Raw genomic sequence first — 23,469 nt, 5'->3', positions numbered from 1 at the left:
AATATCTTGCGGCCGTTGATGACCCACTCGTTGCCGTCCCGCACGGCCCGGGTGCGGGTGCCCCCGGCGTCCGAGCCGGCGTCCGGCTCGGTGATCCCGAATCCCCCGATCAGGTCCGCCGTGCACAGCCCCGGGATGTACTTCTTTTTCAGCTCCTGGCTGCCGTAGGTGAAAATGGTGAAAGCGCAGCCCAGCACCTGCATGTTCACCTGCACCCGCAGCGAACTGGCCGCCCGCGCGATCTCCTCGGTGACGATCATCGCCGCCAGCCAGCCCATGTCCTCGCCTTCGTACTCCTCGGGTATCACCGTGCCGAAAAAACCCAGCTGACCCATGGGCTTGATGGCCTCCTCGTAGGGAAAGTAGTGGTCCTTGTCCCACTGGTCCGCGTTGGGCGCGATCCGCTTTACGGCAAACTCGCGCACCGCCTTGCGCAGCATCTCCAGTTCCTTGGTCGGCTGAAAATCCATGGGGTCTCCTTTGTTTCCGCGTTGATGATGTTTCGGCTAATCGGTGACTCGATCAACCAGTTCCACGGCTGTTTCCAGAATGGCCGTTTTGAACCGCACGGCCAGTGCCGCCTTGAGCATGTCCATTGAGATCACCCGGTCCTTTTTGGCCAGCAAGGCCAGGCTGGCCAACGCCCAGTCCTGGGTTTTGATCTTCTGGGCCTTGAAATCCACTTCCAGCACCGTGGCGCCGGTTTCGGGAAGCGTGACCCCTGTCGCCTTGATGATCAGGGTGTCGCCGCCCAGCCGGGCCAGCATTTTTTTACGCCGCCCCACCCCTTCGTCGGCCAGGGCCACCACCACATTGGGCCGCTCGATGCCGGTATAGTCCACCGGCTGCGGAGACAATACCATCTCGCTGACGCTGTGGCCGCGAAGCACGGTGATCGGATAGTCGTTTTTCAAGGTGGCATGCCAGCCGGCAGTCATGCCGGCCAGGCAGAAGATCTCACCGGCGGTGACGATGCGCTGTCCGGCGCTGCCCAAAATGAGGACTTCCTGGCGGCCGCGGGCGGGCGGCTGAAAGCGTGCCTCTATTTTTGCCGGCCGGGCCGGGGTGGGCAGTCCGGCGGCCACTTCCCGGTAGGCGCTGCCGTATTCCCGGCGTTGGTTTTCAGGTACCGGCCCCTTGAATCGGGGCAGGTTGGCCAGGTCCGCATCGATACTCTTGGGTGTGATTTTATTGCGCTTGGTATAGCGGCCCGGGCACATGCCCCACATGTCGACGACGGAAAACCCGTCGAAGCCGATGGCGGCGACCATCTCATCCACCAGCTCCGGCGCATACGAGGAGGTGCGGGTCACGAAGGCGGCGCCGGCCGCGGCGGCAAGCTGGCAGATGTCTACCGGTTTTTCCAACTGGTTGAGAAACCCGGATCCCACCACAGCCTCTTGGGGAGTGGTCGAGGAACATTGCCCGCCGGTCATGCCGTAGTTGAAGTTGTTGAGGATCAGCAGGGTGAGGTCGATATTGCGGCGGCAAGTGGAGAGCACGTGGGCGCCGCCGATGCCCAACCCCCCGTCGCCCATGGTGACGATCACTTTCAGGTCCGGACGGGCCATTTTCAGCCCCATGGCATAGGTCAGTGCCCGGCCGTGAAGCCCGTGAAAGGCGTGCGTGTTGAAAAAGGTATCGAACAGCCCCGAGCACCCGATATCGCTGACGATGACCACCTGGCTGCCGTCCAGGCCCATGCGTTCAAGGGCCTTGTCCAGGGTGTGAACGATGCGTTCATGACTGCATCCCGGGCAGAAGACCGGGGGGCGGCTGGTATTGATCAGACTGCTCATCTATATCACCTCCCTGATCTGCTCCGGTTTGATCAGATTGCCGTTCATCTGGCCCAGAAAGCTGACCGGCTTACCGGGAAGCAGCCGCTGGATCTCCCTGACGTATTGCCCCATGTTCATCTCCACCACCACGACCCGCTCGTAAGCGGCCGCTGTATCGACGATCAGCCGTTCGGGTACCGGCCACAGGGTCTTGGGGATCAGCAGCGAAACCGGCTTGCCGGCCGCCCTGGATGCGGCCACCGCCACTCTCGCCGCACGGGCGGTGACGCCGTAGGCCACTACCAGGGTCTCGGCCTTTGGGTCCAGGTCCTGTTCGAAAAAGGTGAATTCATCCACATGGGCTTTCAGCTTCTTCTCCAGCCTGATCTGGAAGGCCTGGATTTCATCCGGGTCCACGGTGATGTATCCGTTGACCCCGTGCGTAGAGGAGGTTTGACGCACCAGGGTCGCATCGCCGACCGGCAAAAAATCCGGGGCGGTGTGGTCGTTGGGAGCGGCAAAGGGCATAAACGGCTTGTCCGGGTCTGCCGTTTTGCGGGTGATGATATCCGGCAGGTTGACGGCCTCGAGATCGACGCTTTCACGCGTCATGGCGATCTCCTTGTTGGAGGCCAGAAAGACCGGACAGCGATACTGCTCGGCCAGGTTGAACGCGTGGGCGGTGAACCGGTAGCAGTCGGCCACGTCCACCGGTGCCAGAACGATCACCGGCAGCCCGGAACTGGAGCCCCAGCGCATGAACTGGATGTCACCGTCGGCCCCCTTGGTGGCCGAACCGGTGGAGGGCCCCAGCCGCTGGACATTGACGATGACAAGGGGAATTTCGCTGCCGATGGCAAATGAGATCTGTTCGCTGTAGAGGCTGATGCCCGGCCCCGATGTAGCGGTGAGCACCTTGTTGCCTGCCATGGATGCCCCCAGGCAGTACCCGATTGACGCGATCTCGTCCTCTCCCTGAAGGCAGACACCGCCTTCCGGGGGCAGGTATTTGAGCATGGCGTTATAGACGGTGGTGGCCGGTGTGATGGGGTAGCCGGCAAAAAACCGGCAGCCGGCAGCCAGGGCCCCCAGTGCGACCGCTTCATTGCCCTCGATGAAACTCAATGCCATTTCAATCCTCCACAAAATATATTATCATAAATTTGATCAAATTTAGGATCAAACGAACCCACCCATAGCGAACCCGAATTTGGGTGTCAACGATTTTTAATTCGCCCCAATCTCAAAAATAAAAATCAGGGTTCAGGGCAAGGCATGCAACGGCAAAACAGCGCAGCAACCAAGTAAGTACGTGAGCATGTTGAGCTGCTGCCTAACGCCGCCCTTGCCACTCAGACTATTTTTCGATAGCTTCTAACAGGGAATCGGTCAAGGGTGATCTGGTCGCCCACCTCCTGATTCGGCGTATCGCATCAGGGCGTGGGCGTTGTAAAGCGGATGGGCGGCTATTTGAAAAGGCTCAGGCCGTGCCGGCAGCCGTCATCGATGTAGGCTTTGAAATCGGTGCGGTTGGTCTTGCAGGCATCGACAGAGCTGTCGCAGATTCTGCGGCTTTCGCGGGGCATCCATGCCGCATGGCCCATCAGTTGGTCCACGGTGCTGGACGTTTGTGTCTGCGCAAGATCCCACATGCTCTAAAAAGTGTTGACGGCTTGTTTGTGGAAAGCCAGCATCTGTCGGGTAACGGTCAAAGGCTCCATCTGTTTTTCCTCCTGTTGAGCACAGCAAGTCGTTTTTTGTACCGCAAAGTCATTTGCATTTATAATTACATCCTTATATTCGAAATATTCGAATTTCATCTCATGCCAAGCATTTTTTGCATTGCAACATTTTTTGACAAGATCGTTAAAACCCTGCTTATCCGTGGGGCATTCGCAGGCGCCACGCGTCGAACCTGTCGCGAGCCGATGTTTTAAGCTTGCGCGTTTCGGCCGGGCAGGCTAATATGAAAATATAAACAGTTGCGCCACAGATGTTGCAACATCATCTCCTCTCACCTCTTTTTGTGGCTAACTCTTGCTGGCGTCACGCTTAGGCGCGACAAGCGAAAGCAACCCGGACCGACGGACTGCCGATGCTTCCACAGGTGGTGCACATAAACCCCGATCACGGTTAAAGGCCCGTGCTGACTCCGGGCAGGCAGGGTCGCCAGAAGGTACCGGTAGCCGGGCACCCGTCACGTCCATGATGTGTCGGCAACCGCCCGCCCCCCCTTTTTTTGACGGGCCCTGCGAAGGAGGTGTGCCATGACAGGCCAGCAGGAAAAACGTCACCGCCATGAAAAAAAAGCCGCAGCGGCCAGGGATCAGAACCAGCGCAAAAAGAACCGGCGCGAACGGGAATGCGAAGGTTACACCTACATTGAAATGGTCGGTTGGATGGATCGTCGTGAAAAATGCCGCCGAAATGATGACCGCCTCAGCGAATGATTGCCTTGGACCGCATGGTGGGCTTTATCTACGGCAAATCGATGGCAGGTTTTTTTTGTCGCCGCATTTTTTGTGCATCGCAACATTTTTGTATTGACACGGCTGTGGGGCCGTTTATGATGGGCACGGCGGTACCCGCCAACGTCGAGCCGCGGCCGCAGCGGCTACACGTCCGGCAAGGGCTGCTTCCTGAGCGGATCACCGGAGGGCTTGATTTGGCGGCGCTAAGAGCTGGAGGGGGACGACATCGCCGCACCCGGTGCCGCCCATGGGTTGCACCTGACAATTGTGTGTCGTAACTTATTAGAACAATCCGGTGGAGGGAAGACGCATGGACAACAAGCAAATCGCCAAGCAGATGATCCAATTCAACAAGGCGGTCTTCGACAACAGTTTCAAGGCCATGACTATGGTCGCCGATCAGAATGAAAAGATGATCGATACCTTTTTTGCCCAGGCGACGTGGCTGCCGGAAGAGGGCAAAGCGGCCATAAAAAAATGGGTGTCAGCCTATCGCACCGGCTGTGATGATTTCAAGAAACTGATGGATGATAATTACACCAGGGTCGACAAATTTTTTGACAACGCCTGATCGATCACTGACAAAATGGGAACGCACCGCTGCCGTGCGGCCCCAACGGCTGCCAACGCGTGACAGCTACAAGGAGGACCGTATGCCGGGCGTAAAAAAACACTCCACCCAGACCACTGCCAAGGATGACCCGTTCGGTAACGGGATCTCTGTCCTGCAAAACATGTTGTCCGCATCTCAAACCTATCTGAAGGGCATGCTGGCTTACACCGACAGCTTCTACACGCCCTACCTGCTTGCAACCCGTTATTTTCAGCAGGCGGAGGCGCTGCGTTTATCGGAAAACCCGCCGGCGGACAGCCTGGAGGCCTACATGGGTCTGCTGGAGAACAACATTGAATTGATGACGCGCAGCCTGAACGGAAGCGCCCGGATGATGGAGGCCTATGCCCGAAACGAGGCCGACGGATTGGCTGAAGCCCTGCACCAGGGTTTTTGGGAATTCAACCCCGACAAACTGGCACAATTCACCGCACGGCAGGCACAATTGCTGGACCTGGTGGTCAATGTCTACCCCAAAGCCATCGATGCCATCGAGCCCGAATATGGTTTTCATTTTGAGCGCGGCGAGCATGCGCTGGTGGATGAAACCGATCGTTTCTTGCTCTACCGGGTGGCCCCGTCCCTGCCTGGCGTGAAAACGCGCAGCGGCGCCAAACCGGTCCTGATCTTGCCGCCCTATGTACTGGGCGCCAATATTTTGAGTTTTTTGCCCGGCGAACAGCGCAGCTACGCCCACAGTTTTTCCAATCAGGGCATCCCCACCTATATCCGCATCCTCAAGGCGATCGACGCGACACCCGCGCTCCAGACCATGAGCGGAGAGGATGATGCCTTAGACACCCAGCGCTTCTGCCGGACCATATTCAAGGCGCATGGCAAGGGGGTAACCCTTAACGGCTATTGTCAGGGCGGCTTCAATGCCCTGTGCGATCTGCTCAGCGGGAAATTGGACGACCTGGTGGATGCCTTCATCACCTGTGTCTCCCCCATGGACGGTACCCGCAGCAAGGGACTGGCCCGCTTCCTGAAACGGCTGCCCCGACGATTCAACGACCTGGCCTATGGCACCAAGTCGCTGCCCAACGGCAATCAGGTAGCCGACGGCAAGCTCATGGGATGGGTGTATAAACTGAAGAGCATCGAACAGGAGATCCCTGCAGCGGCCTTTTATCGCGACCTGATGATGTTCGCCCGTCAGAAGTCAGGCGATCATCCGATCAGCAAAACCGCCGCGGCCTTGAACTATTGGCTCCAGAACGAGCGCAACGACCTGCCTCTGGAGATCACGCGCATCAGCTTTGCATCCTACAACACCCCCATCACCCGAGATGGTACCCTGCCGGTGCGTCTGTTCGACGGCAAGCTGAATTTAAAGCGCCTCAAGGAAAAAAAGATCCCATGGTTGATCTGCTATGGCACCCATGACGACCTGGTCGAAAAAGAGACCGCCCTGGCGCCCCTTGACCATATCGACGCCGAGGTGACACCCTTTCCCAAAGGGCACGTGGCCATCGCCACCTCCTGGTCGTTTCCGCAGTCCGCCTGCGCCCTGCACACGCGCTTTGGCGACGGCGACTATCGCGGCCCGGTTCGTTTTCACATGGATTTGGACGCAGCCCTCGACGAAGCCAGAAACCAGGCGGCCAACGCATCCCGTCCCCGGCCTTCAACACCCGCTGTAACGCGCGCCGGGGAGGCCGCCCCACACGCGGCCGAAGAGACCGCCACTGCCCGCAAAGCAGCCCCGAAGGCCAATAAAAAATCATCCGCGCCCAAGCTTGCTGCCAAAAAGAAGCCCACGCCAAAGGCCAAGGCGGCTCCGGCAAAAACAAAAAAGACCGCGGCATCGCGTGCCCCATCCGCCAAGCCGACCGGTCATCGCGGGAGGGGCACGCCCGGCTAACATTCACCCCGGCATCGGGGCAATGCCCAAAAAGGAGATGTGAATCCCATGAACACACAGTTCCTTGAATTCTGGGGCCAATTCCTGATCAATGTCGCCCAGGGGCAGAAACAGCTCGATGAGATGTCGACCTGGATGAAGCGGGGATACGCCGACGCAGACGACCTGGCGGCCCTGTTCCGTCGCTGTTACGGCCTGAACGCACCGAATACCGGCAGCGCCCAGGACCCACAGGCCTGGCAAAAAGCCGTTGACGAATTTCAAAAAACATTCACCCAATTTGCCGCCCAGTGGGGATGGGTGCCCCAAGTGGCGCATCAAGAGACGCTCGACAAATGCGCCGCCCTTGAAAAACAGGTTGCGGAGCAGCAGGCCACTATCCGGCAATTGCGGGACCTGCTAGCACAAAAAGGGCTCGGATACAGCGAGTTGCTGCAACACATGCAAGGGTCCCTCAAAGACCAGAGCGATCAGTTTCAGGCGCTGATGGAAACGGTTCGCAGCGCCTTTAGCGACAAGCCTTAGCCAACTGCGCTGATGGTTGAAGATTAATCCAGACATCTCCACCGGGCCGGCATAAAAAGCCCCGATGATGGGAAAGAGGCTTTCCATGAACAAGACGAACGAAGATCCTTTCGGAATGGCGACGATGCTCACCACCTGGGTGAAATCCATGGGTGAGCTGTGGGGGAACACGGCCGGTCAATGGGGTGCCCCCTCCCCGGGACAACAACAGGCCGGGTCAAAGACGAGCCATGGGGCCACTCCCAAGGCCCAGGCGGCCATGGCCGCAGCGCTCAAGAATTGGCAATCCCTGGCCGGTGCCATGGCAGCACCGGAATCCATGACCGCGCTTTTCAAAGGCAGTGGGGCCATGCCGGAGCTATTGCTCAAACTGGCGCAGACATCCATGGGCAGTTGGATGGAATTGCAGCAAAACATGCTCCAGCGCCTGGGCCGTCTGGGAGAATCGGTGGAGGCGTATCAATTCCAGGACATCGATGAGAACCTGTTTCGCGTGTGGACCGATATCTATCAAAAGGAGTTCCAGCAGTTCTTCCAGATCCCGCAACTCGGCCTGATGCGCACCTACCAGGAAAAGGCCAATCAGGTGGCCGACAAATACAACCTGTTTCAGTCCACGTTGTCTGAATTTTTAAATTTGCTGGGTCTTCCCTTCAACCGATCCATGCAGGTCATGCAGGAAAAATTGGGTCAAATGGCCGAAAACGGCGAACTGACCGACGACACCAAGGTCTATTACAACATGTGGGTAAAGGTGTTGGAAGGGCATTTTATGACCCTTTTTCAAACGCCTGAATATGTGGAAACGCTGACCCGCACCGTCAATGCCCTGGCTGATTTTTCGGCCGCCCGGAATGCGGCCCTCGAAGATATGCTGAGTGCGCTGCCCGTGGCCAAAAAGACCGAGATGGATGATATGGCCCGGGAACTCTTTGAATTGAAAAAGCGCCTTCGACGACTTGAACAAGCACAAAAATAATTAGGTTCTAAATTGTAGGCACCGTTGTCATGAAACCGAACTCGCTGTTGAACGCACCTGAACCTGAAGCCGCCGAATGTCGATAAGTAACGGGCCTCATCCCAACAACCCGGCTCCCAAGGGGGTAGTGCATGTCGCAAACCAAAATACCTGTGGATCTGATTCTGTCGAAGCTGGCGGAAGATGCCGAAAAAGTACAATCTCGCGCCCACAAGGCGTCTGAAGTATTACTGGACGATCTGGACACGGACCTGGCCAAAACCGCCTATGACGTCGTCTACCAGGAAGACCGTGTCAAATTGAAGCATTACCTGCCCCGCGCCAAAATCCGCTACCAGACTCCCCTGCTGGTCGTCTATGCCTTGATCAACCGCGAAACCATGCTCGACCTGCAGCCTGGACGCAGCGTGGTCGAGCGTTTTTTGGAGGCCGGAATCGACCTGTACATGATCGACTGGGGCTACCCCACGCGCAAAGACCGTTTCCTGGGTTTTGACGATCACATCAACGGCTACATGGATAACGTTGTCGATTTCATCCGTGAAAAGCACGCGGTTGAGAAAATCAACCTGATGGGCATCTGCATGGGCGGCACCTTCAGCGTCATCTATTCCGCCCTGCACCCGGACAAGATAAAAAATCTGGTCACCACGGTGACGCCCACCAATTTTGACACCAATAAGGGGTTGCTGCACGTGTGGATGGAGCATCTCGATGTGGATCGCGTGGTGGATACCTACGGCAATCTGCCGGCCGACATGATGAATCTGGGTTTCCTGCTGCTCAACCCCGCCCGCCTGATGATCGACAAATACGTCGGTTTCATGGAGAACATGGACAACAAGCAGTTCGTCGAAAATTTCGTGCGCATGGAAAAATGGATTTTTGACAGCCCCGACCTGCCGGGCGAAGTCTTTCGCCAATTCATCAAGGACTGCTATCAGGGCAACAAGCTCATCCAGAGCCAGCTCGAGGTCGACGGCCAGCGGGTCGACCTGAAAAAACTGACCATGCCGCTGCTCAACATCTATGGCAAATACGATCACCTGGTGCCGCCCGAAGCCTGTGAGCAGTTGGTCAATCATGTGGGCAGCGCGGATACCGAAAACCTCTGCCTGGACACCGGACACATCGGCATCTATGTCAGCTCAAAATTCCAGGAGGCCTTTGCCCCCAAAATCGCCAATTGGCTCAAAGCACGCGATCAGGACCCCGAAAAAAAGCCATCGCATAAAAAAACGACGACGGCCAAGTCGTCTGCCGGATTGAGAAAGACCGGGCGGAAGACCATCCCCGACAAAAAAGCGACCCGACCGACAGCCAAACCAAAATCATCCCGATCCAAAACTGTTAAAAATGCGACCAATGGGTAATGCGGAAATAACACACCAGTAGGAGGTACCCGATGACCAGGGAGACGGACTATTTCAAAACCTTTTGCAAAATAAGTAAAGCCTTCGGCACCACCGCAACGAAAAATGAGCTGCTGAAACTGATTGTGGAGAGTGCGGTGGACTCCCTGGAGGGCAAGGCCGCCTGCCTGTTCCTGGCCGATGAACGTCAGGGGATCTTCGTCCCGACGGCCCAGACCGGTTTATCGGACAACTACCTGCATGCCAATCCCCTCCAAGCCAAAGGGATAATGGCGTCGCTGGAAAAGGAGGGATACCTGGCCTTTCCCGATGCCACGTCCGACCCGCGCCTGGAAAATCATTCAGCCAAGAAAGCCGAGGGCATTGCCTCGCTGCTGACGGTTCCCGTTACGGTGAATGACCGCACCATCGGGGTGTTGTCACTGTACACCGGCACCCGGCGCGAGTTCAAAGCGGATGAAATCGAATTCCTGCGCGCATTGGCCGAGCAAGGGGGAATCGCCATCGAACACAACCGCCTGCTCCGGCGCATGCAAAAAAACGCCATGCTGTTCTTGGAGTTGGCCTCCAACATCAACTCCACGCTCGACATCCAGAAGGTGCTCAGCAACCTGACGGAGAACATCTGCGACACCCTGGGAATGAAGGGGGCGCTCATTCGCCTGATGGACGAGGACACCGGATCACTGAAACTGATGGCCAGCCATGGCCTCAGCTCGGAATTTCTCGAAAAGGGCGCCATCACCACCACGGAAACCGCGGCCCGCGCCCTGAAAGGGGAGACCATCGTCATCAGCGACGCCACCACCGATAAACGAATTCAGTTCAAAGATGCCATGAAAAAAGAGGGCATCGTCTCCATGATCGTGACCCCCGTTCTGGCCCGGGACAAGGTGATCGGTGTGATGCGTCTTTACAGCGGTGTCCAGCGGGAATTCCCCTCGGATCTGATGGTGATGGTAGAGGCACTGGCCCACCAGGGGGGCCTGGCCATCCAGAACGCCTCCATGTACCTGAAACTCCAGGAAGACAAAAAAAGCCTCGAAGAAGACATCTGGAGCCATCGATCATGGTTCTGATCATCGCATCGCTTGGGCACACGCGGGGTCGGTGCGCCCCCCGCAACCAGGCTCCCGCGGGCAGGGCTTGACAACCGTCCGTGTCAGAACGATCTTGACCCCATGGATTGCTTACCCCCATGGTGAAAGGATCGGTTGTCATGAAGACGATGATCATATTTTTGTGCTTGGCGGCTTTGTACGGAGCACTCAAAATCATACTGGAGCGTCGCCTGGCGCCGCTGGATGTGATCGGTGAAGACGGAGATCTGTCGGATGTGGCCTTTTCCTGTGGTTGCAGCGTGCATGCGCTTTTTCAACAGGCCGGCGGCGTGTGGCCCTTTTCCATGGCCAGAATTGAAAACGATTTCAAAACCTATCTGAACACGGGAGAGATACCCGGTTACGTTCGCCAGTTTATCAGGGCGCAGCCCGTGCAGGCAAGGGACCGCACCTACAGCAAGCTGATCTTTTCCGGTGGCCGGCCGCCTTACCTGTAATGGGCCGTGCGGCGTCAGACGTTGAAACGGAAGTTGATGATATCCCCGTCACAGACCTTGTAAGTCTTGCCTTCCAGCCGGACGGTTCCCTTTTTGCGGGCCTCGGCATAGGTTCCGGCCTCCATGAGGTCGTCGTAGGCCAGCACCTCGGCCCGGATGAACCCTTTTTTGATGTCCGAGTGAATCACCTCGGCCGCATCCACGGCATCGGTATCCCGGCCGATCGTCCACGCCCGCACTTCGTCTTCACCCACCGTGAAAAACGAGATCAGCCCCATCAGATCGTAGGATCGCACGATGACCCGGTCGGTCGCCGAGGCGTTGATATTGAACTCGGCCAGGAATTCGAGGGCCTCGTCGTCGGACATCTGGGCCAGTTCCTGTTCCAGCTTGGCCCGGATCACCATGCACGCCTGCCCATCGGGCAGTTGGTCGGCCGCAGGCAGGCTGTCATCATCGTCTTCATTGTTGCACAGGACCAACATGGGTTTGGCCGACAGAAAAGCGAATCCACGCAACAGCTTGGCCGTGGCGATCTCGGGAAAGCGGCGCAACGGGATTTCATTGTCCAGGTGTTCCTTGCAGCGATTCAGCAGGGCGATCTCCTCGGGATTGGGTTTCTTGCCGCGACGCTCGTCCAGGGCCAGGCGTTCCAGGCGCTTTTCCACCACGACCAGATCGGAGATGATCAACTCCTGGTCCAGGGCAGCCATATCGGCGCTGGGTGTCGGCGCATCCATCCCGTAAATGTTGAAATTGCGCACTGCGTGGATCAGGGCATCGCAGTCCCGTACCTGGGTCCAGAGAAGCTGGTCCTTTTTGGCGGCCCCAGCGTGATCCCCCTTGCCGGGCAGGAAGTACTCCACCTGGGCGAAGATGGTTTTGCGGGGATTGTACATCTCGCTCAAGACCTCCACCCGCTTGTCCGGGACGGTGATCGTGCCGATGCGGCTTTCCTGGCGGTTGCCGTCGGCGGCGACACTGCGGGTCAACGCTTCGAAAACAGTGGTTTTGCCCGACTGGGGCAGGCCGATGATGCCAAGTCTCATGGTTGTCATACTCCTGGTTGCAGCACGTTTGGCGCTTATTCCGGACGCGGATAGTGTGCTGCGAAATCGAAGGGGTTCATGTGTTGCCGGTTCAGTTTAAAGGAAAAAGCAGGTATAATTATCTGTTTTACATCAAAGACCCAAGACGGCAGAAATACTATTCTGGGAACTTGCCTTGCCCGGCGGACGGATCCGTTTTTGTTCCATCGCTGCGAGGTCAGTTGCGAGTTTGGCCTTCTCATATCCGCATGCATCCGTCAAGGCAACAAATAAGGCCGGGAATTTGAAAAACCGATGGAAAGGGGGTATGAATCGGCCATGGCTTCCCACCTTTCATCGGTCCCCTGGCACACGCCCGCCCTGTGGCAGGAGGCCAATACCTGCCTGGCGCACACCATTGGGAAAAACCGGGCGGTGCTCATCGAATCCCACCTGCAGGCCCACCGGATGAAACGCCGACTCGAATCGATTTCCCCCCTCATGGAGCGCCTGTGCCGGACAACCTGCCCCGGCTGTAGAGACGTCTGCTGCCGGCGGGCATGGGTGTGGGCCGATTTCAAAGACCTCCTCTTCCTCCACCTCGCCGGCCTTCCGGTGCCCGAGCGGCAGCTGCTCGACCGGCAGGCAGACCACTGCCGCTACGAAAGCCCGCACGGCTGCCGACTGGATCGGATCCAGCGACCCTTTGTCTGCACCTGGTACCTGTGCCCGGCACAGACACGCATCCTGAAAAAAAAGCCTGCAGAAATGCAGATCCTTCAGGCGTCCCTCAAAAGAATCAAAGGACTTCGGCAAACGATGGAAATGTCATTTATTCGGGCCGTGACTTGAACCGGACATCACCACCGTAGGCCGACGTCCATGGCGTTGCGATAGCCGGAGGGCTTCAGAGCCAAGGCGCCACGGGTGAAGCCGTAGCAATTCTACTGCGAACCCTTGACAACACAGGATCTGGAGGCCGCCGGCTATTGCAACTGGGGGGTGATCTCTTCTTTGAGCATACAGCAGGCGATTTGATAAGGCAGTTCGCCATTCACGGCAGGGGGAAGGTTGCGCGGCTGGATGATGCGGTTCATGACACATCCTTCGGGGATCAGCAGGGGAAACAGGTCCAACTCGTTGACCTTGGCGGTCTCAATCAGCCGGTCATCGCGGATTTCGAGGCTGTGCAGGGCGTAATCCTCGCACAGGGGGCACCGGTAGACCCGGCCGTTAGGAAAGATGAAGTAGTTGTCCGCCACCAGTCCGGCGCATTCGAAAGGCTCGTCGGGGTCCAGGAACACCTTGGGAAAAGTGACGGCAATTCCCCGCCGGGCAACGCTTTCGGCCACCGGAGGGATGACTGCCAGCCAGGTGTCCCGGTCTACCTGGGAAAGGGTCTTTACCCGTTGGGCATCTTCTTTCCACTGCCCCCGAACGCCGATGACCTGAATGAAAAAGCGGTCCACCCCCAGTTTTGCCAGCAGGGGCGGCATGCGCTGCAGATGATCGATGTTGGCCCGACTCACCGTATAGATCAGGCTGACTGAAAAACCATGCCTTTTGGCTGCCGCAATGCCCTGGGTGCACTGCTTGAAACTACCGTCTCCGCGCAGGGGGTCGTTGACCGAGGGATCGGGTCCGTCCAGGCTGAAGCTGAAGTAATCCACCTCCTCGGGCGACACCCGACTCAAAATGTCGTGAAAAAGATACCCGTTGGTGTCGATGGTCACCGAGGCGTAGCCCAGCTGCCTGGACCGCTTGACGGCAACCGACAGATCCGGGTGCAAGGTGGGTTCGCCGCCCAGAAAAATCACATTGGGCAATGGGTGCCGGTGGGCAAACAGCGCCAGCCACCGCTCAATGGTATCGATATCAAGGGTATTCCGGCCATGCTGATCGGGATTGATGTAGCAATGGCGGCAGCGAAGATTACACCGGGTAAGGATATGGAAGAAGATGTTGGCGGAATGACGGGTAAAAGAGACGGTTTTTCGCATCGGGTGATGTCCGCCCCTACATCGATTTCATGAAGTTTTCCAAATCGTCGTCGTCCTCCGGGTCCGAATTCGGACTGGCGGCACCGCCCAGACGCCGCACTTCTTTTTTGGACCGGATCAGTTCTTCATTGGTCAGGCGCAGGCGGTAGGTCATATACTCAGCGAAAATCCGGTAGAGCAAAAGCAAAAAGTCCAGGCGCTCGTCCTTTTGCTCGGAGGTGGATAGCCGGTTTCCGGCCGAGGTGTCCACGGCCAGGCAGATGGTCTTGCCGTCGGCCAGTACCGTGGCGCTGCGCGTCTGGTCGTCGATAATGCGCATTTCACCGAAGATTTCACCTTTTTTGCTGATGGTGCTGATCTCCTCGCCTTCTTTGGTGATCCGGATTTTCCCGGACAGCAAAAAGTAGAGCCAGGGATCCATGTCCCCTTCCTGGATGATGATTTCCCCGTCTTCGTACTGGCGTATTTTGCTGAGGCGAAGCAGCTTGCCCAGATTGCGGGTCTCGAAATGCTTCAGCGCCGAGATGGACATGAGCCGTTGAATATTTTCGATATTTTCCTTCAGGTATTTGGACTCGATCATGAAATCCCCCTGGCGATAACGATTCGTTGATGTTCCTATACAACGTATACTAATGTGACGGCGCCGGAAAGGCAAGCGTCATGGGCATCATTAACGGAACACAAGTCGGCTGTCAAAGCCCGGACCGAAAATCACGGATCCCTATTTTGCTTCCATGCAGTGCTTGGACAGGTTCTCATCGAACTGGACCGGGTAGCATCCGTCGAAGCAGGCCTTGCAGAAATGGTCCTCCGGGTTTTCGATGCCGGTGGATGAGAGCAGTCCTTCCAGGCTCAGGTAGTTCAAGGTGTCGAGTCCTAAATGCGTGCGGAGTTCCTCCACGCTCATTCTGGCCGCAATCAGTTCGCCTTTGGTGGAAAAATCGATGCCGTAATGACAGGGAAAGCGGTGGGCCGGCCCGCTTACCCGCAGGTGAACGCGCTTGACGCCCAGCTCCCGCAGGGCCTTGACCCGGGTCTTGACCGTCGTGCCACGGATAATCGAATCTTCGATGATGATGATGTCCTTGCCCTTGAGCAGTTCCTTGATGGGATTGAGTTTTACCCGGACCCCGAAGTCCCGCATGCTCTGGGTGGGCTGGATAAAGGTTCGCCCCACGTAGTGATTGCGGATCATGCCCGTTTCGAAGGGAATACCCGAGGCTTCCGAATAGCCCAGGGCCGAGTAGGTGCCGGAATCGGGAAAGGGCATGACCAGGTCAGCGTCCACCGGGGACTCTTCGGCCAGCCGCCGGCCGTGGGCCTTTCGCGTGAGGTAGACGTTGTGGCCGAAAAAGGTGCTGTCCGGCCGGGCGAAGTAGATGAACTCGAAAATGCAGAATGACCGGCGCTTGGGGGTTTTGGTGTGGACGCTCTTGACGCCCTCGCTGCTGATGATGACGATCTCGCCCGGATCCAGTTCCCGGACGAATTCCGCCTGCACCAGATCAAGCGCGCAGGTTTCCGATGCCAGCACCCACGTGCCGTTGAGTTTACCCAGGCACAGGGGACGGAAGCCGAGAGGGTCCTTGATGCCGATAATTTCTCCCCGGCTGGTGAGCACCACCATGGAAAAAGCCCCTTTCATCCTGGCCACGGAGGCCTTGAGCGCCTCCTCGAAGCCGAGATTCAGGTTGCGCACGAAAAGGTGCAGGAACACCTCGCTGTCCATGGTGGTCTGGAAGATGGAACCACTATCCTCCAGCTCCGCTTTCAAATGGTGAGCGTTGACCAGGTTGCCGTTGTGGGCCACGGCATAGGCTCGATTGCGGTGGCGGGCCACGAGGGGCTGGGCGTTGGCCACCACCGAACTGCCGGTGGTGGAGTAGCGCACGTGTCCGATGGCGCTGGGACCGCTAAGGCCCTCCAGGATGTCCATGTCGAAGACGTCGGGAACCAGTCCCATGCCCTTGTATTCATCGATGGCGCCAGACTCGGCAACGGCGATACCGGCGCTCTCCTGGCCGCGGTGCTGAAGGGCATAGAGCCCGAAATAACACATTTTCGCCGCATCCGGATGATTGAACGCCCCGAAAAGGCCGCAGGCTTCGCGGGGTTTGTCATCGCCGATGGATTCCCGGCTCATGGTCGCAGATGGGTTCATGGTCTTTTGCCTTGCAGGCCTCAAGGCTGCACACGGGAAACCGGCATGGCCCGTTACCCGTGGTAGTCCTGAATCGCCTTGACTTCAAAGGGTTTTTCTCTCAAGGCGCCGACCGCCCGGCATACCGCCAGCGCGCCGGCGGCGGTAGTGGCGTAAGGCACCTTGAATTTGAGGGCTGCCCGACGGATAGTATAGCCGTCGCGGCGCGGTTCGTCACCGGTGCCGGTGTTGATGATCAGCTGTATCCGTCCGTTCTTGATGGCATCGGCGGCATGGGGTTGGCCCTGGGACACCTTGTTGATCCGCTCGGCCGGGATCCCATTGGCGCAAAGATGGGACCACGTGCCGTCGGTGGCCAGAATGGTGAATCCCATCTTATCAAATTGATCGGCCACCGCCAGAATGGCCGCCTTGTCTTCGTCGCCCACACTGATGAAAACCGTTCCGGACAGGGGCAATCGCTGACCGGCCGCCAACTGTGCCTTGGCATAGGCCAGGCCGAAATCGGTCCCGATGCCCATCACTTCTCCGGTGGATTTCATCTCCGGCCCCAACAGGGTATCCACATCCGGGAAGCGGTCGAAGGGAAGCACGGCCTCCTTCACCGACTGGTGTAGGGGCACCACCTCTTGGGTAAGTCCCAGTTCGGCAAGGGTTTTACCCAGCATGACCTTGGTGGCCAGCTTGGCCAACGGGATACCGGTGGCCTTGCTGACGAAGGGAATGGTCCGGGACGCCCGGGGATTGACCTCGATTACATAAAGCTGGTTGTCCTTTAGGGCATACTGGACGTTCATCAGCCCCACCACCTTCAGTTCGGCGGCCATGGCCTTGGTGGCCGCTGTGATCCGGGAAATCATGTCACTGCCGATGCTGTAGGGGGGCAACACGCAAGCGGAGTCGCCGCTGTGGACACCGGCCGCCTCGATGTGTTCCATGATGCCGCCGATAATGGTGACGGATCCATCAGAAATGGCGTCCACATCCACTTCCATGGCCGCCTCCAGGAATTTGTCGATGAGCACCGGGTGACCCGGAGAGGCCAGGATGGCCAACCGGGTAAACGTCTCCATATCTTTGGGATCGTATACAATCTTCATGGCCCGCCCGCCCAGGACGAAGGAGGGGCGCACGATCACCGGATAACCGATGGTATCGGCGATCGCCAGCGCCTCGGCGATGGACAGGGCCGTGCCGTTGGCCGGCTGCATGAGCCCCAGCTTGTTGAGCATGGCCTGGAACAGCTCCCGGTCTTCGGCCCGGTCGATGCTTTCCGGCTGGGTACCCAGGATGGGAACGCCCTCTGCGTGCAGCGGGGTGGAGAGATTCAGCGGGGTCTGGCCGCCGAACTGGACGATGATGCCGGCAGGCTTTTCCTTCTCCACGATGTGCAGCACATCCTCTCGAGTCAGCGGTTCGAAGTAGAGCTTGTCCGAGGTATCGTAGTCGGTGCTCACCGTTTCCGGGTTGCTGTTGACCATGATGCTCTCCACACCCATCTCCCGCAGGGCGAAGGAAGCGTGCACACAGCAGTAGTCGAACTCGATGCCCTGGCCGATGCGGTTGGGCCCGCCGCCCAGAATCATCACTTTTTTATGATCCGACACCCGGGCTTCGCATTCGGTTTCAAAGGTGGAATAGTAATAGGGGGTGGCGGCCCGAAATTCCGCCGCGCAGGTGTCCACCAGTTTATACACGGGCCGGATGCCCAGGTCTTTGCGTGTCCGCTCCACCGCTTTTTCCGTACTGCCGATGAGATGGGCGATCTGGACGTCGGAAAACCCAAAAGCCTTGGCCCGGGTCAGCCGGTCGGCGGTCAGGGCGGACAACCGCTCCTCTGCCGGGGCGCCGGACCGTCCTGCCGTCTCGCCGGCCTTCACCAAGTCCTGCTCCATACGGAAAATCTGTTCCAGCTGGAAGAGAAACCAGGGGTCGATAGCGGTCATCTGGTATATCGTCTCGATGGACATGCCCGCCTGAAGGGCGTAACGCAAGTAGAACAGCCGCTGGGAATTGGGAATGACCAGCTTCTGCTCGATCTCGTCCAGGGAGGGTGACGCACCGTCCGCCTCCGGCAGATCCTTGCCGTCGGCGCCGAAACCGAAACGGCCGATTTCCAGGGACCGCAGTCCCTTTTGAAAGGCCTCCTTGAAGGTCCGGCCAATGGCCATGGTTTCACCCACCGACTTCATGGCCGTGGTCAGCAGGTCCTGGGTTTCCGGAAATTTTTCGAACGTCCACCGGGGAATTTTAACCACGCAATAGTCCAGGGTGGGTTCGAAGGAAGCCAGGGTCTCCCCGGTAATGTCATTGGGAATTTCGTCAAGGGTGTAGCCCACGGCCAGTTTGGCGGCGATTTTGGCGATGGGAAAACCCGTGGCCTTGGAGGCCAGCGCGCTGCTCCGCGACACACGCGGATTCATCTCCACGACGATCATGTCCCCGTTCTGCGGATTGACGGCAAACTGGACATTGGAGCCGCCGGTATCCACCCCGATCTCGCGCATGATATCCAGGGAGGCGTCCCGCATGGCCTGGTACTCCCGGTCCGTGAGGGTCTGAGCCGGGGCCACGGTGATGGAGTCCCCGGTGTGCACGCCCATGGGGTCCAGGTTTTCGATGGAACAGATGATCACCACGTTGTCGGCGTGATCGCGCATCACCTCCAGCTCGTATTCCTTCCACCCCAGCACCGACTCTTCCAGCATGATCTGATGGGTCAGACTGGCGTCCATACCCGATTTGGCGATGTTTTCCAGGTCCTCGGGATTATAGGCCACGCCTCCGCCGGTGCCTCCCAGGGTATAGCTGGGCCGGATGATCAGCGGGAAACCGATGTCGTCGGCAATGTCGCGGGCCGCTTCCATGGAGTTGGCGATACCACTGCGGGGAATGCGCAAGCCGATGCGGTGCATGGCATCACGGAAGCGGTCCCGGGATTCGGCCTTTTCGATGGCATCCAGGGAGGCGCCGATGAGTTCCACGTTGAAGCGTTCCAGAACCCCTTGCCGGGCCACCTCCACGGCGGTGTTCAAGCCGGTCTGCCCCCCCAGGGTGGGCAGTAGGCCGTCCGGGCGTTCTCTTTCGATTATGCGAGCCAGGACTTCCACGGTGAGCGGCTCGATATAAACAACATCGGCGATGCCCTCGTCGGTCATGATGGTGGCCGGGTTGGAATTCACCAGCACCACCTCGTAGCCCTCTTCCTTGAGGGCTTTGCACGCCTGGGTGCCGGAGTAGTCGAACTCACAGGCCTGGCCGATGATAATGGGGCCGGCGCCGATGATCAGGATTTTATGGATATCCGTGCGTTTGGGCATTTGCGTTTGGGTAGAATCCGAAAGTCAGAATCCAGAAGTTGGCGTCATGAAATTGTCTTCAGCCGGGTCACCATTATGCAGAGAAAAGTCTTATTTCCTGCGAATCCGTCTGCCATTTTCAGATGGTTTTCATCATGTCCCTGAACTGATCGAACAGGTAGGCCGCATCGTGCGGCCCCGGAGATGCCTCCGGGTGGTATTGGACTGAAAAGGCCGGCAGCCGGCGGTGCCGGATGCCCTCCACGGTGTTGTCGTTCAGGTTGATGTGGGACACCTCGACGGTATCGGCTCCCAGGCTGTCCATATCCACGGCGAAACCATGATTCTGGGAGGTGATCTCCACCTTGCCAGTGGCCAGGTTCTTGACCGGCTGATTGGTACCGCGGTGGCCGAATTTCAATTTATAGGTACGCCCGCCCAGGGCCAGACCCAGAATCTGGTTGCCCAGACAGATGCCGAAGATGGGCAAGCGGCCCAGCAGTTCCCTGACCGTATCGACGCCGTAGACGACCGGTTCCGGGTCGCCGGGGCCGTTGGAGAGAAAGAGGCCGTCCGGCGCCATGGCCATGATGGCCGATGCATCGGTTGCGGCCGGCACGACCACGACCTCGAATCCGACGCGCTCCAGGCATCGGGCAATATTGTACTTCAGGCCGAAATCAATGGCCACCACCGATGGGCGATCCCCGCGATGCCGCCAGACGCCGGCATTCAATTTCAAGCCAGCGTCCAGCTGTTCAGGTTTGCCGCCGTTCCAGCGGTAAGCCTGCGCGGTGGTGACGTCCCGGGCCAGGTCCATACCCACCATGCTGGGAACAGCCTTGGCACGCCGTGTCAGGGATACGGGATCCCGGTCAGTGGTGGAAATAATGGCGCGCATGGCGCCGCCATTGCGGATATGGCGGGTCAGGGCACGGGTATCCAACCCTTCGACGCCCAGAACCCCCTGGCCGGCAAGGTAGTCGGCAAGGGATTGCGTGGATCTGAAGTTGCTGGGAAACGGCTGGTACTCCTTGACCAGAAATGCGGCGACCTGGATCCGTGCGGACTCGACATCTTCGTCGTTGACACCGTAGTTGCCGATCAGCGGATAGGTCATGGTGACCATCTGGCCGCTGTAGGACGGGTCGGTGAGCACCTCCTGATAACCGGTCATGCTGGTGTTGAACACCACCTCGCCGCTGGCTTCCCCGGGGCCGGTAAAGGATCGGCATGGGAACGTGCGGCCGTCTTCAAGTACTAACAATGCTTGCATACTGTCTGCTTTTTTTAGCGGGTCGGACTCGCCGCTGTGCTTATGTACAATTGATGAACACGTCAAAGTCCTGTGGTCAATTACCACATCTGCCCGGCAAATCAACCCCCTAAAAAAGGCAGACCAACCGGCCTGCCTTTTCAGTCAATCAATTAGGCGGCCGACATCACCCCATGGGGGTATTCTCCACCAGATCCCAGATGCCGCAGGGACAGGCGCCGGCACAGAATCCGCAGCCGATGCAGCGGTCCGGGTCCACCACATATTCGAAGGAGACATCCCCCATAGCCTTCCGGCTGATGGCCGCTTCCGGACACATGGCCACGCAGATGCCGCAGTCCCGGCAGGTGCCGCAGGAGGAGCACTGGGAACCGCACTGATCCATATCTTCATACTGAATAATCCGGGGGTCCAGGTATTCCAGGGAAATGCGGTTGATGTCGATGACCATCTTGCGGTCCGCGCCGGGCCGCTTGCCGGCCAGGATCTCCGAAATGGTTTCGGCAGCCCGCCGCCCGGCACCGATGGCGTCAGTGAGCAGTCCGGGCCGCACCGCGTCACCGATGGCATACACCTTGGGGTTGGATGTCTGGTAGTCCTCGTTAACAGCCACGAAGCCACGCTCCGTAGCCACGTCGCCCGGCAGGAAGTCCAGATCCGGTGCATCGCCGATGGAGACGACCACCGTGTCGGCGGGGATCAGCTCCCCGGATTCCAGTTCCACGCCCCGGTCGGTAATCTGGCGGGTAAACACCGGCCAGCGGAACAGGGCGCCCGCCGCCTCGGCGTCTTCACGCTCCTTGCCGAAGCTGGCCGGCTCCTGGACGTCCAGCAGGGTAATCTGCCTGGCGCCCAGGCGGGCTGCCTCGGTGGCCACGTCGCAACCCACGTTGCCCGCCCCGATGATCACCACCCGATCGCCCGGCTTGACCCGGTTTTGCTTGGCGTCGGACAGAAAGTCCATGGCCGTAACCAACCGCTCTCTGCCCGGAACGGGCAGGGTCCTCGGTTTTTGTGCACCGGTGGCCACAATCACGAAATCATAATCGGCAACCAGTTGGGCCATATCGGACTGGTTCAGCTGCTGCTGGAGGTGAACATGGGGGATCACCTCGGCCGCCCGTGCCAGTTCCTTTCCCACCACCTCGGCTGGAATTCGGCTGTTCGGGATCACCGATGCGATCTTGCCGCCCAGCGTGGGGGCGTTGTCGAACACCACCGCCTCATGGCCCAACCGCCGCAGTTGCCAGGCCGTGGATATGCCGGCGGGACCGCCGCCGACCACGGCGATGCGTTTGCCGGAAAGGGGCGGCAGCTGCGGCATGCTGGCATGGATGCTGGCCCGGCCCAGTTGGGACACGTCCACCGGCGTCATAAAGGCCGACCCTTTGGTGCATGCGGTCATGCAGGGGTGGGGGCACAGATACCCGCACACAGAGGCCGGAAAGGGGGTGAAGGCCAGGGCCAGGTCCACCGCCTCATCGACCCGCCCCTCGCGCACCAGCCGCCAGCGCTCCTGCACCGGTATCCCTGACGGGCAGGTGGATTCACAAGGAGCCTTGAATTTGCGGTTTTCCCACACGGGAACGAAGCGCCGCAGGTCACCGTGGGTGATCAGCGGAATGGCGCTGCGGTCAAGGTCGGTGAGATCGCCGACGATGCCGCCTTTGCCCAGCTTGACATCCCAGACGTTTTTTCTGAAGTCGGCCATGGAGCGCCGTTCGACGCCAATCTTGTCCTGGGGCGTCCGGGCGGCAATCAACTGCCAGGTGTCGCGGACCGTCAGGCGCTCGAGCAGTTCAAGCCGGTCGATGGCCCCCAAAAAACCTTCAAGCCCGTCAGCCAGCCAGCGCCAGGTGTCGTCATCGATGGGCACCATCTTGGCATCGGCATGACTGAAACCCTGATGCGGGCCGCGAAACAGCACGCGGCCGCCAACCATACCCACCATGGGGCGGTGGCCCAACACGTTTTCGGGATTCTGGGGTTCGTGGCCGCAGATCACGGCCACGCCTCCGGCCATGAACTCGGCGAAATAGTCCCCCGCAGACCCCAACACCCAAAGCTCGGGCGGCTCGAAGCGGGGGTTGAACTTGGTCATGGTCATGCCCCGGGCGCCGATATTGCCGGCAATGTATACCTTTCCCTGGGCCATGCCGTTGGCCACGCCGTTGGACGCGTGACCGTGAACGGTGATCGTCGCACCGGCGTTGAGCCAGCCCACATCGTCCGAGGCCGGACCCAGCACGTCGATAAACGTACCCGGATATCCCATGGATCCCAACCGCTGGCCGGCATGGCCGTCGATCGTGACCTGTACGGGCTCGCCATCGGACCGCCAGAGACGGCCGCCGATGCCGTGCTGGCCAAAGGCGCGAATGACCAGCTGACGATGGCCGGCCTGCACGGCTTGTTGAATCTGTTCTTCGAGGACCCGTGAAGCCAGGCGCTCCCCGTCACGCTTTCCCGATATACTGAAAGGCTGTCTGTTTTCCGTCATCAGGTGTTCTCCGATGGATATAAAAAGGTGTTCAGGTT

At 58.8% G+C, this 23,469-nt stretch carries 20 protein-coding genes; 10 read left to right on the top strand and 10 right to left on the bottom strand.

The features are described from left to right. The 3 genes from ACZCED_RS16045 to ACZCED_RS16035 form a co-directional block, all read right to left on the bottom strand. The coding region (locus ACZCED_RS16045; RefSeq protein ID WP_464861186.1) for an acyl-CoA dehydrogenase family protein at positions 1-470 on the bottom strand (470 nt) is incomplete at its 3' end. 36 nt (positions 471-506) lie between these two features. Beyond that, positions 507-1,799, bottom strand: a complete 1,293-nt coding sequence (locus tag ACZCED_RS16040; RefSeq protein ID WP_464861185.1) for a thiamine pyrophosphate-dependent enzyme — start codon at positions 1,797-1,799, stop codon at positions 507-509. After that, positions 1,800-2,912 carry a transketolase C-terminal domain-containing protein gene (locus tag ACZCED_RS16035; RefSeq protein ID WP_462967579.1) on the bottom strand — a complete coding sequence of 371 codons (1,113 nt, stop codon included), beginning with the start codon at positions 2,910-2,912 and terminating at the stop codon, positions 1,800-1,802. It lies immediately after the preceding gene. A gap of 356 nt (positions 2,913-3,268) precedes the next feature. On the opposite strand from ACZCED_RS16035, the gene ACZCED_RS16030 reads away from it, so the two are divergent. The 9 genes from ACZCED_RS16030 (at position 3,269) to ACZCED_RS15990 (ending at position 11,164) form a co-directional block, all read left to right on the top strand. Next, on the top strand, positions 3,269-3,718 hold the full coding sequence (locus ACZCED_RS16030) for a hypothetical protein (RefSeq protein ID WP_464861184.1): 450 nt from the start codon (positions 3,269-3,271) through the stop codon (positions 3,716-3,718). Between the two features lie 330 nt (positions 3,719-4,048). Further along, on the top strand, positions 4,049-4,231 hold the full coding sequence (locus ACZCED_RS16025) for a hypothetical protein (protein WP_462967577.1): 183 nt from the start codon (positions 4,049-4,051) through the stop codon (positions 4,229-4,231). 331 nt (positions 4,232-4,562) lie between these two features. Further along, the gene (locus ACZCED_RS16020; RefSeq protein WP_462967576.1) at positions 4,563-4,823 is read left to right on the top strand and encodes a hypothetical protein; all 261 of its coding nucleotides are present in this window, start codon (positions 4,563-4,565) and stop codon (positions 4,821-4,823) included. Between the two features lie 82 nt (positions 4,824-4,905). Beyond that, positions 4,906-6,729, top strand: coding sequence for a metal transporter (locus ACZCED_RS16015; protein ID WP_462967575.1), 1,824 nt, complete (start codon positions 4,906-4,908; stop codon positions 6,727-6,729). 48 nt (positions 6,730-6,777) lie between these two features. After that, the gene (locus ACZCED_RS16010; protein ID WP_462967574.1) at positions 6,778-7,254 is read left to right on the top strand and encodes a hypothetical protein; all 477 of its coding nucleotides are present in this window, start codon (positions 6,778-6,780) and stop codon (positions 7,252-7,254) included. A gap of 85 nt (positions 7,255-7,339) precedes the next feature. Continuing rightward, entirely contained in the window at positions 7,340-8,233 is an 894-nt protein-coding gene (locus ACZCED_RS16005) for a poly(R)-hydroxyalkanoic acid synthase subunit PhaE (protein ID WP_462967573.1), read from the top strand. Positions 8,234-8,364: 131 nt separating this feature from the next. Then, a complete protein-coding gene (gene phaC, locus ACZCED_RS16000; protein ID WP_464861183.1) occupies positions 8,365-9,606 on the top strand; it encodes a class III poly(R)-hydroxyalkanoic acid synthase subunit PhaC in 1,242 nt (413 codons plus the stop codon). A 32-nt stretch (positions 9,607-9,638) separates the two neighbouring features. Then, the gene (locus ACZCED_RS15995; RefSeq protein WP_462967571.1) at positions 9,639-10,685 is read left to right on the top strand and encodes a GAF domain-containing protein; all 1,047 of its coding nucleotides are present in this window, start codon (positions 9,639-9,641) and stop codon (positions 10,683-10,685) included. Between the two features lie 140 nt (positions 10,686-10,825). Continuing rightward, entirely contained in the window at positions 10,826-11,164 is a 339-nt protein-coding gene (locus tag ACZCED_RS15990) for a hypothetical protein (RefSeq protein WP_462967570.1), read from the top strand. Positions 11,165-11,178: 14 nt separating this feature from the next. On the opposite strand, the gene ACZCED_RS15985 is transcribed toward ACZCED_RS15990, so the two are convergent. After that, on the bottom strand, positions 11,179-12,213 hold the full coding sequence (locus ACZCED_RS15985; RefSeq protein WP_462967569.1) for a DUF933 domain-containing protein: 1,035 nt from the start codon (positions 12,211-12,213) through the stop codon (positions 11,179-11,181). A gap of 318 nt (positions 12,214-12,531) precedes the next feature. On the opposite strand from ACZCED_RS15985, the gene ACZCED_RS15980 reads away from it, so the two are divergent. Beyond that, a complete protein-coding gene (locus ACZCED_RS15980; protein ID WP_462967568.1) occupies positions 12,532-13,044 on the top strand; it encodes a hypothetical protein in 513 nt (170 codons plus the stop codon). 134 nt (positions 13,045-13,178) lie between these two features. Here the strand turns inward: ACZCED_RS15980 and ACZCED_RS15975 are convergent, their stop codons facing one another. The 6 genes from ACZCED_RS15975 to ACZCED_RS15950 form a co-directional block, all read right to left on the bottom strand. Continuing rightward, on the bottom strand, positions 13,179-14,192 hold the full coding sequence (locus tag ACZCED_RS15975; RefSeq protein WP_464861182.1) for a radical SAM/SPASM domain-containing protein: 1,014 nt from the start codon (positions 14,190-14,192) through the stop codon (positions 13,179-13,181). A gap of 16 nt (positions 14,193-14,208) precedes the next feature. Next, the gene (locus ACZCED_RS15970; protein WP_462967566.1) at positions 14,209-14,775 is read right to left on the bottom strand and encodes a cyclic nucleotide-binding domain-containing protein; all 567 of its coding nucleotides are present in this window, start codon (positions 14,773-14,775) and stop codon (positions 14,209-14,211) included. 141 nt (positions 14,776-14,916) lie between these two features. Then, the gene (purF, locus tag ACZCED_RS15965) at positions 14,917-16,356 is read right to left on the bottom strand and encodes an amidophosphoribosyltransferase (protein ID WP_464861181.1); all 1,440 of its coding nucleotides are present in this window, start codon (positions 16,354-16,356) and stop codon (positions 14,917-14,919) included. 53 nt (positions 16,357-16,409) lie between these two features. Further along, positions 16,410-19,676, bottom strand: a complete 3,267-nt coding sequence (gene carB / locus ACZCED_RS15960; protein ID WP_464861180.1) for a carbamoyl-phosphate synthase large subunit — start codon at positions 19,674-19,676, stop codon at positions 16,410-16,412. 118 nt (positions 19,677-19,794) lie between these two features. Continuing rightward, positions 19,795-20,931 carry a glutamine-hydrolyzing carbamoyl-phosphate synthase small subunit gene (carA, locus tag ACZCED_RS15955; RefSeq protein ID WP_462967563.1) on the bottom strand — a complete coding sequence of 379 codons (1,137 nt, stop codon included), beginning with the start codon at positions 20,929-20,931 and terminating at the stop codon, positions 19,795-19,797. A 166-nt stretch (positions 20,932-21,097) separates the two neighbouring features. Next, positions 21,098-23,431, bottom strand: a complete 2,334-nt coding sequence (locus ACZCED_RS15950) for an FAD-dependent oxidoreductase (protein ID WP_462967562.1) — start codon at positions 23,429-23,431, stop codon at positions 21,098-21,100. Positions 23,432-23,469 lie beyond the last annotated feature (38 nt).

The sequence above is a fragment of the Desulfosarcina sp. genome (assembly GCF_055467485.1).
This window is presented reverse-complemented; position numbering and strand designations above follow the sequence as displayed.